Source organism: Alicyclobacillus herbarius DSM 13609 (genome assembly GCF_000430585.1).
GTDB lineage: Bacteria > Bacillota > Bacilli > Alicyclobacillales > Alicyclobacillaceae > Alicyclobacillus_G > Alicyclobacillus_G herbarius.
This window is the reverse complement of sequence record NZ_AUMH01000001.1, coordinates 82,323-95,598: the sequence shown is the minus strand read 5'-3', so window position 1 is coordinate 95,598 and position 13,276 is coordinate 82,323. Positions and strand designations below refer to the sequence as shown.

Annotated in this window: 15 protein-coding genes and 1 tRNA gene; 2 read left to right on the top strand and 14 right to left on the bottom strand. The window is 58.0% G+C overall.

What is annotated here, in order from left to right:
- Window positions 1-12: 12 nt before the first annotated feature.
- Window positions 13-462 (bottom strand): SRPBCC family protein, encoded by a 450-nt coding sequence (locus H522_RS0100525; RefSeq protein WP_026960805.1) that lies wholly within the window; start codon window positions 460-462, stop codon window positions 13-15.
- 232 nt (window positions 463-694) lie between these two features.
- Entirely contained in the window at window positions 695-1,900 is a 1,206-nt protein-coding gene (locus H522_RS16640; protein WP_051343544.1) for an MFS transporter, read from the bottom strand.
- A 246-nt stretch (window positions 1,901-2,146) separates the two neighbouring features.
- On the opposite strand from H522_RS16640, the gene pabB reads away from it, so the two are divergent.
- Window positions 2,147-3,853, top strand: a complete 1,707-nt coding sequence (gene pabB / locus H522_RS16635) for an aminodeoxychorismate synthase component I (RefSeq protein ID WP_155836088.1) — start codon at window positions 2,147-2,149, stop codon at window positions 3,851-3,853.
- On the opposite strand, the gene H522_RS0100510 is transcribed toward pabB, so the two are convergent.
- From H522_RS0100510 to H522_RS0100495, 4 genes are all read right to left on the bottom strand, one after another.
- Complete coding sequence (locus H522_RS0100510; RefSeq protein ID WP_026960804.1) at window positions 3,850-4,419, bottom strand: manganese catalase family protein; 570 nt, start codon at window positions 4,417-4,419, stop codon at window positions 3,850-3,852. The two genes, pabB and H522_RS0100510, sit on opposite strands and share 4 nt — an antisense overlap.
- A gap of 65 nt (window positions 4,420-4,484) precedes the next feature.
- Window positions 4,485-4,748, bottom strand: a complete 264-nt coding sequence (locus H522_RS0100505) for a spore coat protein CotJB (protein ID WP_026960803.1) — start codon at window positions 4,746-4,748, stop codon at window positions 4,485-4,487.
- The gene (locus H522_RS0100500) at window positions 4,745-4,966 is read right to left on the bottom strand and encodes a spore coat associated protein CotJA (protein ID WP_026960802.1); all 222 of its coding nucleotides are present in this window, start codon (window positions 4,964-4,966) and stop codon (window positions 4,745-4,747) included. Before H522_RS0100500 ends, H522_RS0100505 begins: the two co-directional genes overlap by 4 nt.
- Window positions 4,967-5,145: 179 nt before the next feature.
- Window positions 5,146-5,670, bottom strand: a complete 525-nt coding sequence (locus H522_RS0100495) for a divergent PAP2 family protein (protein ID WP_026960801.1) — start codon at window positions 5,668-5,670, stop codon at window positions 5,146-5,148.
- Between the two features lie 124 nt (window positions 5,671-5,794).
- Here H522_RS0100495 and H522_RS20175 point away from each other — a divergent pair, with 124 nt between their 5' ends.
- The gene (locus tag H522_RS20175; RefSeq protein ID WP_051343543.1) at window positions 5,795-6,457 is read left to right on the top strand and encodes a DedA family protein; all 663 of its coding nucleotides are present in this window, start codon (window positions 5,795-5,797) and stop codon (window positions 6,455-6,457) included.
- A gap of 1 nt (window position 6,458) precedes the next feature.
- On the opposite strand, the gene H522_RS0100485 is transcribed toward H522_RS20175, so the two are convergent.
- The 8 genes from H522_RS0100485 to H522_RS0100450 all read right to left on the bottom strand — a co-directional run bounded on the left by H522_RS0100485 (window position 6,459) and on the right by H522_RS0100450 (window position 13,268).
- A complete protein-coding gene (locus H522_RS0100485; RefSeq protein WP_026960800.1) occupies window positions 6,459-7,235 on the bottom strand; it encodes a TrmH family RNA methyltransferase in 777 nt (258 codons plus the stop codon).
- 172 nt (window positions 7,236-7,407) lie between these two features.
- Complete coding sequence (rplT, locus tag H522_RS0100480) at window positions 7,408-7,767, bottom strand: 50S ribosomal protein L20 (protein ID WP_026960799.1); 360 nt, start codon at window positions 7,765-7,767, stop codon at window positions 7,408-7,410.
- Window positions 7,768-7,815: 48 nt separating this feature from the next.
- The gene (gene rpmI / locus H522_RS0100475; RefSeq protein WP_026960798.1) at window positions 7,816-8,010 is read right to left on the bottom strand and encodes a 50S ribosomal protein L35; all 195 of its coding nucleotides are present in this window, start codon (window positions 8,008-8,010) and stop codon (window positions 7,816-7,818) included.
- A 270-nt stretch (window positions 8,011-8,280) separates the two neighbouring features.
- Complete coding sequence (infC, locus tag H522_RS0100470) at window positions 8,281-8,784, bottom strand: translation initiation factor IF-3 (protein ID WP_035451939.1); 504 nt, start codon at window positions 8,782-8,784, stop codon at window positions 8,281-8,283.
- A 321-nt stretch (window positions 8,785-9,105) separates the two neighbouring features.
- Complete coding sequence (gene thrS, locus H522_RS0100465) at window positions 9,106-11,055, bottom strand: threonine--tRNA ligase (protein WP_035451937.1); 1,950 nt, start codon at window positions 11,053-11,055, stop codon at window positions 9,106-9,108.
- A 495-nt stretch (window positions 11,056-11,550) separates the two neighbouring features.
- On the bottom strand, window positions 11,551-12,417 hold the full coding sequence (gene ytxC / locus H522_RS20170; RefSeq protein ID WP_051343542.1) for a sporulation protein YtxC: 867 nt from the start codon (window positions 12,415-12,417) through the stop codon (window positions 11,551-11,553).
- Between the two features lie 307 nt (window positions 12,418-12,724).
- Window positions 12,725-12,799 (bottom strand) — tRNA-Val (locus H522_RS0100455).
- 43 nt (window positions 12,800-12,842) lie between these two features.
- Window positions 12,843-13,268, bottom strand: a complete 426-nt coding sequence (locus tag H522_RS0100450; RefSeq protein ID WP_026960795.1) for an acyl-CoA thioesterase — start codon at window positions 13,266-13,268, stop codon at window positions 12,843-12,845.
- Window positions 13,269-13,276: the final 8 nt, after the last annotated feature.

Here is a 13,276-nt window from a genome sequence, read left to right as displayed (position 1 = left end):
ATTCGGCTTTGCTTAGGTCACAGAACGCCGCGCTTCCTTGACAACCCCGTTGAAAAATTGGCCAATCAGGAATTTGGCGACGCCGGACAGCACGCGTTGACCGACCCCGGCTACGGTCCCGCCCACTTTCGCTTCGCCCTCATAGACGACCTGCGATCCGCCCCCATCCGCGGCGGCCAGGGACACGGCGACATCGGCATCCATAAACCCCATGGGGCCCTCTCCGTGTACCACGAGTCGGTAATGACTTCCAGGTTCCACGTCCAACAGCTCCAACGTCCCTTGGTAGGACCCTTTGATGCCTGCCACGCCGACCTCCATCGTCGCTTCATACAGAGAATCGCTCTTCTTCTCCAACGATTTCATCCCAGGCATCGCCCGCGCGATGACGTCCGGATCAATCAGTAGTTCATAGGTGTGCATCGGGTCTGTAGGAAACGCCTTACTCCCAGAAATCTTCATGGCGATTCTCCTTTTCAGAGAATTTTCACGAATGCCACCAAAGCATATTTACCCTACGAATCCACCAATTCGCACTCAATCACTTTTCTTATTCCACATTGATGCCAGAAAACCCTGCTTCCAACGATATGCCCCTGGCCTTCTGGTCATGCGCGGTACCTGAGTCGAGCGGTGTTCGCTCCACACGAGACCTGCGCACCTGACGCGGGCCAGGGCCAGCCTACACCATTGGTTACCCAACACGAGCCGTCGTGGAGGTCGGCTTTAACAGCCGGACCCTGGGAATCCATATCAGGCATAAGAGTCCGCCGATGACGCTGACACAGGCGGTGAACCAGAATACCCCCGACAGCCCGAGCCACTGGCCCAACCAACCAGACACAAACGGTCCTGCGCACATGCCGATGGAATAAATGGCCTGAAAGAAGCCCATGGCGGTGGCGCGCCGATTTTCTGGGACCGCACGGATGGACAACCCCATCAAAATCGGGATCAACACGCCTTGGGCGAAACCGTTGACCGCCTGGGTCAGCATCAGCACCAACAGGGTATGCACAACGGGAACCACGGCTGTCGCCAAGGCGGCGCAAATAAATCCGGCAGACACGGTCACTCGTTCCCCAAACCAGCGCACGAAATAGGTCCCGCCGACGTAACCGGCCACTGCATTGGGCAGGGTCGTTGCCAGTGTCAAAACGGACAGTGCGGCCTTCGACGCGCCGATGTGCACAGCGGCCAGACTGGTAAACCCGTACATGGTGGTAAAGGTCACGCTCTGCCCGAAAATGGCCAACAGCGACACGGACAGGAGCGGCCAACTCCTCCCCATCCGCAGCAGTTCACCAACCCGCGCCGGGGTCCGCGCCACCGTCACCGATTCGCGGATGAAGAAGGCCAAGACGAGTCCCAGCAAACCACCGCCGGCTCCGACCCAAAACGGCGCGTGCCACCCGTAATCCTCAGCCAAAAATCCCCCCAACGTGGTGGCGGCCATCTGTCCGAGACTGGTGTAGAGACTGATGAGGCCCATGGCCCGCGGCGCTTCCTCGGGCGGAAAGGAACTGGAAAAAAAGACGGTGAACGCGACCCAACTGGCAGCCGCCACCCCGGCCAGAGCTCGCCAGCCCAAAGCGGACCAACTGTCGCTGGTCAGGGCAAAGCCCAGGCTGGAGAGAGCCGCGCAGGCCACCCCCGAGACAATAAACAATTTCCGGCGTCCCAACCGGTCCGACCAAATCCCGAGCGGAACCCGCAGCAGCATCTGGGTAAACCCGTAACTGCCAATGACCACACCGACAAAGAAGTAACTGCCGCCGATGGCTCGGATATACGGGGACAAAATCGGAACGTACGTATACATCGCGAACCAGTACAGCATGGTCACCAGATAAAACAGAACGTGGGACGGGCGGTTTGAGCGCTGGCGTGAAGACGACATCCTCTTATGCTCTCCTTTTCCTCTTAAATCTCACTGTCCTCTCAAGTTTCGCCGTCTTTTATAATAGGCTCGTAAGGAACCCACTAGAATTCCCTGTCTGGAAAGGCGTGATCCGAGATACGCATTCGCTACCAGCCGCACACACCCCCGTTTGCCTATTTCGCCTTTGCACAAACCGCGGACGCATCTCTCGGAACACATCCGCTGGTCTTCACTCAACCGGACGAGGTGGTCACCGCATACCGCGTGGATGAAGTTCTACCGGCGCTCAGACACGTACAGCGAGCTTGCCGGGAAGGTCAATACGCAGCCGGATTCGTGGCTTACGAAGCGGCACCGGCGTTTGACCCTGTGTTGGTTACCCGTCCAGCACAAGGTAGTTTGCCGTTGGTCTGGTTTGGCCTCTTTCGCCATCCTGTACTCTCGGCCTCGGGCCCCTTGCCAGATTCCCGTTCGGGCACAGCGTCCCAGGACGCCAATGAGCCAGGCATGGCGCCTGAACTCAGGTGGGAACCGAATTTATCTCAAGCCGACTACAATGCCGCCATTCGCACCATTCGAGACGCCATCGCCGACGGGGAGACCTATCAAGTCAATTATACCTTTCGCATGAAAGCGAAGAGTCTGAATTCCGCCTGGGACTGGTTTCGAACCTGTCTCGATTCCCCGGCCCCGCCGTATGCCGCGTGTCTGGAACTTGGCCACTTCGGTATCGCTTCGCTGTCGCCCGAGCTATTTTTTCGCTTCGACGGAAACCGGGTGGAAACGCGTCCGATGAAAGGAACCTATCCGCGCGGACGCACGAACGCGGAGGATGAAGCCCACATTCAAGCCCTGCGAAAGTCGGAGAAAAACCGCGCGGAAAACGTCATGATTGTCGACCTGCTGCGCAATGATTTAGGGCGAATCGCGAAGGCGGGGACGGTGCAGGTTGACTCACTGTTCGATGTCGAGGTCTACCCAACCGCCTTGCAGATGACTTCCACCGTGTCCGCTCAGGTTCGGCCTGGAGTTTCGTGGTTCGACATCCTAGCCGCACTGTTTCCATGCGGATCGGTAACCGGGGCGCCGAAGGCACAGACGATGGCTCACATTACCCAGTTGGAGACGGAGCCCCGGGGAGTTTATTGCGGCACCATGGGCTACATCACCCCTGGAGGGCAGGCTATATTCAACGTCGCGATTCGCACGCTTGTGGTGGATTACGAACACGATGTTGCGGTATACGGAACCGGGGGTGGCATCACCTGGGACTCCGGGGCAGAGGAGGAGTATCAAGAGGCTCTGCTCAAGACGGAGGCTGTTTTACGTCCACGTCCTCCCTTCCAGCTGCTGGAGACGCTCCGCCTCGTGGACGGACGGTTTCACTTGTTGGCAGAACACATGGAGCGGTTGCTGGACTCGGCCCATTACTTTCGCTTTCGCCTCGACGCCCGTCGGGTGCAAGAGCGACTGCAAGAGGTCGCCGCGACGCACCCAACGGGCAGTTGGCGGGTGCGACTGCTCGCAGACCGGGAAGGCCGCCTCACCACGGAGGCAACGCCCCTGTCTCTCATCCCCGAGGGTGAGGCGCAACCCGTTCGTTGGGCGAAGTCGCCAGTGGACAGCCACAATCCGTTCCTGTTCCATAAGACTACGCTCCGCACGGTCTACGATCACCATCGTCGGGAGGCCGGGGACGTGTTTGACGTGCTGCTCTGGAATGAGCGCGAAGAGGCCACCGAGTTTACCATTGGTAACTTAGTGGCCGAGATTAGGGGCCATCTTTACACACCGCCTTGTTCATGCGGGCTCCTCGATGGCACCCTGCGCCGTTGGCTCATCCGCCAGGGACGGATACTGGAGCGCTCGTTGTCCAAGGTGGATGTGGAACGAGCCGAGCGGTTGTGGCTGGTGAACAGCGTGCGCGGTTTCGTGCCGGTTAAGCTACGGCCCGGGAAGGCGCCGTCTTAAAACACTTTTTTCTCGCTCTGGTACTCTTTTAGGATTTCCACCGCCTCGCGGAAGCGTAGCGAGTGGATAACCTCGCGCTCACGCAGAAACTTGAGGCTATCCTGGATATCCACGTCGTCGGTCAAATCGATGAGCCACTGATAGGTCGCGCGCGCCTTCTCTTCGGCCGCAATGTCTTCGTACAAATCGGCAATCGGATCGCCCTTGGCTTGGATATACGTGACCGTAAACGGGTTGCCGGCCGCGTTGTGGTAGTGCAGCGCGAAGCTGTGGTCTGCGTAGTGGTCACCCAACCCCGCCTCTTTCAACTGTTCTGGGGTGGCATCTTTGGTCAGCTTATAGACCATCGTGGCAATCATCTCAAGGTGGGCGAACTCTTCCGTTCCGATATCTGTTAACAGACCTATCACCTTGTCTGGTATGGTATATCGCTGGTTCAGATAACGCAGGGCCGCCGCGAGTTCGCCGTCGGCCCCGCCGTACTGCTCAATCAGGTACTTCGCCAAACGGGGATCGCACTTTGAAACCTTGACTGGGTATTGAAGCTTCTTCTCATAAATCCACACCGCATCATCACCCTCCCGATGCCCGTCGACAAGTGGTTGGCACGCTCGATGTATCAGGGCGCCTGTCAGACCTGCCACGGCCACGGGCTGTCATTCCAGGACCAATGTGCCCCCACCGGGCTGTTCCCGAACTCAAGCAAGGGACCGAAAGCCTGTTCAAACTGCTGCATCAACGCCTGCTTGCGGCGTTGGTACTGATGAAACTGGCTTACGGCCGGCTGGTCGTCCGGGTGCGTATCGAGGTAAAGCGTCAATTCGACCAAGACGAAGTCCACGGCCTGCAGCTCGTACAAATATCGGTAGTACTCTTTCGGCACCGGGCGCGTCATGGGTCGACCTCCTCCCGTACGGGCGGCTCATACGGACTGTACAGGTCCGGCCATAATGTCCCTTTGCGCAGCGCCTCGTGCGGAGAAAACTGCTTAAGCCCTGACGGTTGAAACGAGATGAATTGATTGGGCGGAACGATGTATGCCTTGACACGTTTGGGCGCACACGGGTCAAACGGACTCCGATAAGGACGGTAGAAGCGCCATTGTTTATCCATGCACCCTCCTCCTCGCACTTGTAGGGTGGTCAGAGCCCACTATATGCGAGCAGGGCGAATGCGGAACTAGTCCATGGAGAGATGGGCAAAAGCCCAAGGTCTGGAGAGGCAGGGCTGGGGAAAGACAAACGAAGGGCCGTAGCATGGGGTGCGGCGGAACCCTGGGGGAGCGGGCGAGGTCAGAAGTGCACCCACAATGCCACCAGCACCCCGACCACGCAGCCGCCCAGGACTTCGGTCGGCTTATGGCCGACGTGTTCGTTCAAAATCGGCCAGTCAATCAACCACCAGGGCGTCTTGACGATGTTCAAACGCGTGATGGGCGCGGAGGAATCCGACTGGGGAGCGTACTCTTCGGACGATTGAAACAGGTCTTTTCGCCCCTGTAGGTCGCGCAGCAGTTGATTGAGGACAGCCGCGTGCCTGCCCGTCTGCCAGCGCACGCCCGCCGCATCGTACATGACAATCAGGGCAACAAACATGGCAATGGCCAAGACAGGGTTACTTCCCCCCTCGCGCAACCACAGTTCCGTGACAAGCGCGACGACAAGGGCGGTATGTGAACTCGGCATACCGCCAGACTGTTTCATCATTTTCCAGTCCCAGCGGCGCAGGCGCACCATCAGCAGGATGGGCTTCAAGACCTGTGCCACCAGCATCGCCAATAGCGGCACCACCCACATATTGTATGCGTTCCCCATCATGGCTCAGTCCCTCGAAAAATTGCCGTATTCCGTGCCAGAAACACCCTAGCACGGCTGTCATGGTCACTGATAAGATACCTGTAGACAGTTTGTGTGCTCAAATTCGCGGTAAAGGAAGAGGCCCGTGCACTTTATTGAACACCTGATGCAGGTCTATGGGTATTGGGGCATCTGTGGCGCCCTCGCACTGGAATATCTGTTCGTACCGGTTCCTGGCGAAACTACGTTAACCGCTGCGGGCGTGCTCGCCCAGCGCGCAGACGGGCAAATCAGCCTCTTTTGGCTCATCGTCGCGGCCACGTTTGGCACGTATGCCGGATCGATGGTGGCATATCTGCTGGGCCGAGTGCTCGGTCGCCCGTTTCTGCTTCGCTACGGCCGCTATGTCCGCCTTACCCCAGATAAACTGGCGCAGGCCGACGCCATCTTTGCCAAGTATACTGTACCCACTTTGTTGATTTCACGCTACATTGCGTTTGTGCGGATCTTTGTGCCGTATATTGCGGGCATCAACCGCATTCGCCTGGTCATCTATGCCCCGGTGATGCTGGTAGCATCCTTGCTCTGGACAGCGCCGTTCATCCTGGCCGGTTCTTTGATTGAACAAATGATTCATGCGGTGCTTGCCGATTGGCAGAAGTATCTTTTGCCCGCCATCCTCATCGTGGCCGCCTTAGCCGCGGCGTACTGGTGGTTCCACCGCTGGCTCAAGCGGAAGATGGATTCCGTCACAAAAGCGACCGGGGTGTCCAGAGAAGAACCACCGTCCGTCGGCGGACAGAGCTGATTCAAGTTGGACGCGTCATCTCATACAACAGGATGGCTCCCGCCACGGCAGCGTTCAAGCTTTCTGCACCGCCAGGCATGGGAATGCGCACCTCGTGGTCTGCCGCTTGCTGAACCAGTTGCGAGACCCCATGCGCCTCGCTGCCAATCACCATCAGCGTCGGCCGTCGATAGTCCAGTCTATGGCATTCGGCCGATCCGTCCGCACCCGCTGCCAGCACCTGTCCGTCCGGCCACTCCGCGCGCCAGTCACGAACAAAATCGAGGGCCGATTGCTCTATGACGGTAAGCCGAAACAACCCACCCATTGCCGCCCGAACCACCTTCGGGGAAAACGGATCGGCCGTGCCTTTCGCGCAGCAGACGTGCGTCAGCCCGAACGCCTCCGCGGTGCGCAGCAGCGTGCCGACGTTGCCTGGGTCCTGAATACCGTCCAACATGACGCAGCGGGCCGGAAGTTTCACGGCTCCGGGCTCGGGCAAACGGATTACCGAGATCACCCCTTGCGGGGTCACGGTATCCGACACTGCCGCAAACGCCTGTGGAGAAAGCTCCACAAACGGAATGCTCCGACGAGCCAATTCGCGCTGCACTTCCGTATCCAGCTCATCCCGGCTCACATCCCACAACACGGCCAGAATTTCAACCCTGGCGGCCAGCGCCTCTTGCAGCTGGCGCGGCCCTTCCGCCAAAAAGGCCCGCTGCTGGGTCCTCCCGCGCCGCGTTTTGAGACGCGCCCAAGCACGGACTCTGTCGTTGGCGGCCGACTCAATGTACATGTCTTTTCCCTCCCGAGACTGGAGCGCCGGCTGCTGTCGCCAGTTACGAAAAACCCGGCGGACTTCCGCCGGGAATGGACGTATCCAATTTATAGCGGCTGCCCGGAAAGGGGTCAAAACTCCCATCGAACGGCTTGGGTCTTACCCAACCCCTTTCCGGACACGCAATTCATTACGCCTCCAGTTTCGACTTGGCGACGTTGGCCAGTTCGGTAAACGCCTGCTTGTCTGTGACCGCTAGGTCCGCGAGCATCTTGCGGTTCACCTGAACGCCCGCCAACTTCAGGCCGTGGACAAACTTGTTGTACGACAGACCGTTCATGCGGGCCGCGGCATTGATGCGCTGAATCCACAAACGGCGAAAGTCGCGTTTGCGATTGCGGCGATCCCGATAGGCGTATTGTAGAGACTTCCACACCTGCTGCTTCGCGGTACGAAACAGACGGTGCTTGGATCCGCGATACCCGCGGGCCATTTTCAGGATCTTTTTATGTTTACGGTGTGTCACCATGCCACCTTTTACGCGTGCCATGAGTCCTGTTCCTCCTCACATGCTGGTTCAGTTCCGGGATGATCTGGGTTAGTGGGCAATCATCTGTTTGATGCGGCGCAAATCGCTGTTCGACACCAGGGTCGTTCCACGCAGCCGCCGCTTGCGTGCAGGCGACTTTTTGACCGCCTTGTGATAGGCGAACGCATGCGGCCGCTTCAGCTTGCCAGAAGCCGTCCTCTTGATGCGTTTCGCTGTCCCACTGTGCGTTTTCATCTTTGGCATATATACGTCCTCCATTTCCATGATTCACGTTCTAAGAGGTGGTCCGGAAAGGGGTCAGAACTCCCCCGGCACATTGCTTCGTCAGCGTCCAAAAGGCTCCGGGGCTATCGCCCGGCCTAAACGGTCCCCACTGGGGACCAGGCCCCCCTCACGTACCCAGAAACGTACGCTCGGATCGCATTTTGGGCTAACTTCCTCGCGCTGCTTGGGTCTTACCTGACCCCTTTCCGGACACTCAATCGAAGCCGTTGTCGTCCAACGGCAGGCTGGTCACGAAGACGGCTGTTTGGGAGCCAGAATCATAATCATCTGGCGACCTTCCAGCTTAGGCATCCGTTCGACGATGGCGTCCTCCGAAACACTAGTCGCCAACTTCATCAACAGCTGTTGCCCCAGCTGCGAATGCGTGATCTGGCGACCGCGAAAGCGCACGGAGACCTTAACCTTATCCCCTTCCTTGAGGAACTTCACAACATTTTTCAGCTTGACGTGGAAGTCGTGTTCCTCAATGTTAGGCGTCATCCGGACTTCCTTCAACGTCACGATCTTCTGGTTGCGGCGCGCCTCTTTTTCCTTCTTGCTCTGTTCATACTTGAACTTGCCATAGTCCATAATCCGGCACACTGGAGGCTTGGCCGTCGGCGCCACGGCGACCAAATCCAGTTCCTTCTCCTCCGCAATGCGCCGGGCATCCCGAATTCCCATAATGCCAAGCTGGGTCCCATCAACGTCGATGACACGGACTTCCCGTGCCCGAATTCCGTCGTTGACCAGATATCCGTCTTTGCTAATAAGATTTCACCTCCAAAATTCGCTGCCCTGCGGCTCCGCCTGCCGGCGAGAATGGCTGCCTACCGGCGTTCCCTCATCATCGAAAAGGCGCGGGACTTTTGTCCCGCGCCTCGTTCATACATGGGCCGTCTTTGGACGCGTTGCATCGTCCACGCAAGCATCCTTGATGCATACCGTCCTTCGTCGGTCATTTCGGTAACCCGTCGGCATTTGCCCACAAGGTGAGAAGCGGGAAGCTCCTTCTTTCCGTCATCTTCACTTGTTAGTTGAGCAGATTCATTGTAGCGGACTTGCGTGCCATCGTCAACCGGTCTGCACCAATAGCCGTTTTTCCGCCACTTCTTCGCCAAGGCGAGCGGAAAACTCAGCCAAAGACATGACTCCCAAGTCACCTTGACCGTAGCGGCGTACACTCACCGTTTCCGAAGCCCGTTCTTTCTCGCCGATGACCAGCGTATACGGCGTCTTTTGCACCTGAGCCTCGCGGATTTTGTAGCCAATCTTTTCCGGGCGGGCATCGACCTGAACACGGAACCCTTTCCCGCGCAACGCCTCGGCGACCGCATTTGCGTAATCCGTAAAATCTTCCGCCACAGTCGCAACACGTACCTGCACCGGCGCCAGCCAAGCCGGGAACGCCCCTTTGTACTGCTCCAGCAAGAACGCAACGAAGCGCTCCATCGTACCGACGATGCCACGGTGAATCACGACCGGCCGGTGCGGCTTCCCATCCTCGCCGATGTACTCTAAGTCAAACCGGTTGGGCAAATGGAAGTCCAGCTGTACGGTGGACAGGGTCTCGTCCTTGCCGAGCGCCGTGCGCACCTGCACATCCAGCTTCGGTCCGTAGAACGCCGCCTCTCCCGGAGCCTCCACGTACTCCAGGCCCATGTCATCCATCGCTTCGCGCAGCATCCGCTCCGCCAGTTCCCACATTTCATCGTTCTGGACATACTTCTCCGTATCGGACGGATCGCGATACGACAGGCGGTGGTAATACTCGGTGATGCCAAAGTCCCGATACACGCGCTCAATTAGCCGGACGACGCGCGAGAATTCCTGCTTTAATTGGTCTGGCCGCAAAAAGATGTGGGCGTCGTTCAAGGTCATCGCCCGCACCCGCTGTAGTCCGGCTAACGCGCCAGACATCTCGTAGCGGTGCATCGTCCCGAGCTCCGCGATGCGCAGCGGCAGGTCTCGGTAGCTGTGCATCTGCGACTTGTAGATCATCATATGATGGGGACAGTTCATCGGCCTCAGCACCAGTTCCTCGTTGTCCATCTGCATCGGCGGATACATGTCGTCATGATAGTGCTGCCAATGCCCCGAAATCTTATAGAGCTCTACACTGGCCAGGTGCGGGGTATACACGTGCTGATAACCCAGACTCTCCTCCAGGTCGACAATGTAGCGTTCGATGATGCGCCGCACCGTCGCCCCGTTCGGCAGCCAGAGCGGCAAGCCCTGTCCCACTTCCTTGGAAAGCATGAAGATGCCCAGGTCCTTGCCGAGTTTGCGGTGATCCCGCTGCTTGGCCTCCTCCAACTGCTGCAAATAGGCATCCAGCTCGGATTTTTTGGCAAATGCCGCCGCGTACAAGCGCGTCAACTGTTCCCGGCTGGAATCCCCCCGCCAGTAGGCGCCGGCAATCGACATGAGCCGAAAGGCCTTGATGCGGCCCGTCGAGGGCAGGTGTGGACCGCGACAGAGATCCACAAATTCGCCTTGTCGGTAGATGGTCAACGTTTCTGTCTCCGGCAGGTCTTCGATGATTTCGACCTTGAAGCGGTCTCCCCGCTCCCGGAACATCCGCAGCGCCTCTTCACGGCTGATGACTTCCCGCTCAACCGGATAGTCCGCCTTAATGATACGTTGCATCTCCGCCTCAATCTCCGGAAACTGTTCCGGTGTAAAGACGTGATCGGCAAAATCGTAATAAAATCCGTTTTCAATCACCGGACCGATGGCAAACTTGACGCCTGGATACAACCTTGAGACCGCCTGCGCCATGACGTGGGCACAGGTGTGGCGCATCACGTCGACACCCTCCGGACTGTCGAGCGTGAGGATTTCTAAGTCGACGTCGTCTTCCAGTTCACGGCTGAGGTCGACGATCTTCCCGTTGACCTTGGCCGCGACCGCCTCCCGACCAAGGCGAGGTCCGATATCCGAAGCAATCTCGGCAAACGTCGTATGCGCTGGATACCGGCGGACTGAGCCGTCCTTCAGTCGAACCGAATACTGCGGCTCCATGGGTATCGCCTCCATTGCTCGGCAGCACGACGGGAACTCCGCCCCGTGCCGCATTAATGCGTGTCCAAAAAGGGAGATCCCGGACACCTTACAAAGCAATAAAAAACGCCCCCGCCTTGATGTCTTCGCATCAGGACGAGAACGTTGTTCCCGTGGTTCCACCTAATTTCAGCCTTGGGCATGTCGCCTTAAACGCGTCCCCTGGCCCTCATTTGCGGATAACGTACGCCCCGGGTGCCGTTTTAGCCGAAGATTCCTTTGGCCTCCCCGGCACCTGCTGGAAGGTGGTATCCGTGCGGACTTTCGTGGGTGCGCTCGCAGCCTATGGCGCGATCCTCTCTGATACACGCTCCATCCGCCGGCGTGTCCTTCGTCATCGCATTTCCGAAAGTAAATTTGTTGTCCATTATAATCCGCTGTCGGAACAAGTCAACCCTGCGAACGTCACCGTGTCGAATACCGTCGTTTTTTTGTCACAGATTCAGGCTTGTACCCTTACAGCGGCGCAACACCACCGGATTCGCGCAGGCGCCGGCAGGTGGGACAGCCGCCGCAGCGTACCGCTCGCTCCACAAACACCCGTTCCACGGTTTCCGCAAAACTCGGCCAAGGTGCGTTCACGCTCAGGTCATGGATGACGATTTCCTGTGGGGAACGGGTAATAAGGATGCTCATCGCCAAATCCTCGGCGTTGACGTCTTCCCCAGGGCAAGCCAGTTCCGCCGCCAACGACACTTCGCGATCGCGCACGAGCTCACCGCTGTCATCGCAAATCCACACCCTCTCATCCGTACAGAACACGTGCAAACGCTGTTCGGACAGGGGTTGCACATCGAGTACATAGCGGAGCATCGCCACAAATTCTTCGTACTCCTGATCCGTCAAGACCTGCTCCACGAGCTCCTCGAGTACCCCATGCAGCCACATCAAATAAGACCGGCCACGAAATCGGACCAATCCCTCGATGTTGAGCATCTCCTCGGGAACCAACTCTTCCAGTGCTCCCCGTATGCGCGCCACGAACTCTGCGTACGGATGCTCGGCGGGTGATGTCATGGTCGCCTGCGTGTCCAACGCCTCAAAGTGGCGCGGCCCACGCGCGCAATGCATGGTCAACAACCCAATATACTCCCGCTGATCTGAAGTCAGTTCTGGGTGTGTCATAGACAATCGCTGTTGAATATACTCGTATTGCCAGTCCGAAAGAATGAAGGCCAAAAGCACAGACAAGAGATTCTCATCCGCGCCAAACGTCCAGACACAAGAGCCGTCCTCCGCGCACCGGATGTCGCACCCTGCATCCCCAAGTCGCCGATACAGTGCTTGCTTCGCCAGTTCGACTTCAATGCGTACACTGCGCATGCGGACATCCGCCTTTCTGGTTCGCATCCTATTTGACCAGTATGAAGAAACCGGCCAGCATGTATACCTGGTTTGCGGTGTACGCATACCTGCTGGGTTTGCGTGACGACAATCCGCGTCGACTTGAACCGTCGGGATCGAAAAACGCGGGAACAACGGCACAACCCCGCCCGTTTTACACCCTATGCGGGGGAGAAGGTCACAGACACGGCATCCGGCGACCTGTGTTTTCGATATCCATCCCCCGGTTTTTCCTGCGACAAAAAGGTGCCTACCAAACTGGCAGACACCTTTCTCATTCCATATGTGGTGCGGCTGACAGGAATCGAACCTGTGGCCCCCACCGTGTCAAGGTGGTGCTCTCCCTCTGAGCTACAGCCGCGTATCAGACACGTATGGAATGATACCATGATAACTTGGGCGTGTCAATCTCCTTCGTACAACCGGACCAACCGCTTCCACAATTCAGGAGCCCGCTTGGCAATGTTCACCGCATGACCGCGTTCATCGACGTAGGCGTGCTCGGTGGAGCCTTCCGCACACAATTCACCTTTGGCATTCCAAACCTGGTACGCAAATTTCATACGCGTACGTGTGAGGGACACCAACTGCGCATCGACTCGTACATTATCCTCAGCCCGCAAGGTTTTCCGATACTGGCATTGCACCCCGAGCACGACCACTACAATCCCCTGATCATGAAACGCCTCCATATAACCCACCCCGTGCGCCCGTAACCAATGCATCCGAGCCACGGAAAACCAGTCGATGTAAGCCGGGTGGTAGACGATCCCGGCCGGATCGCATTCCCCCCAACGGACTTCCAATTCTGTGCTGACCGTACTCCCCATCGTCCGTT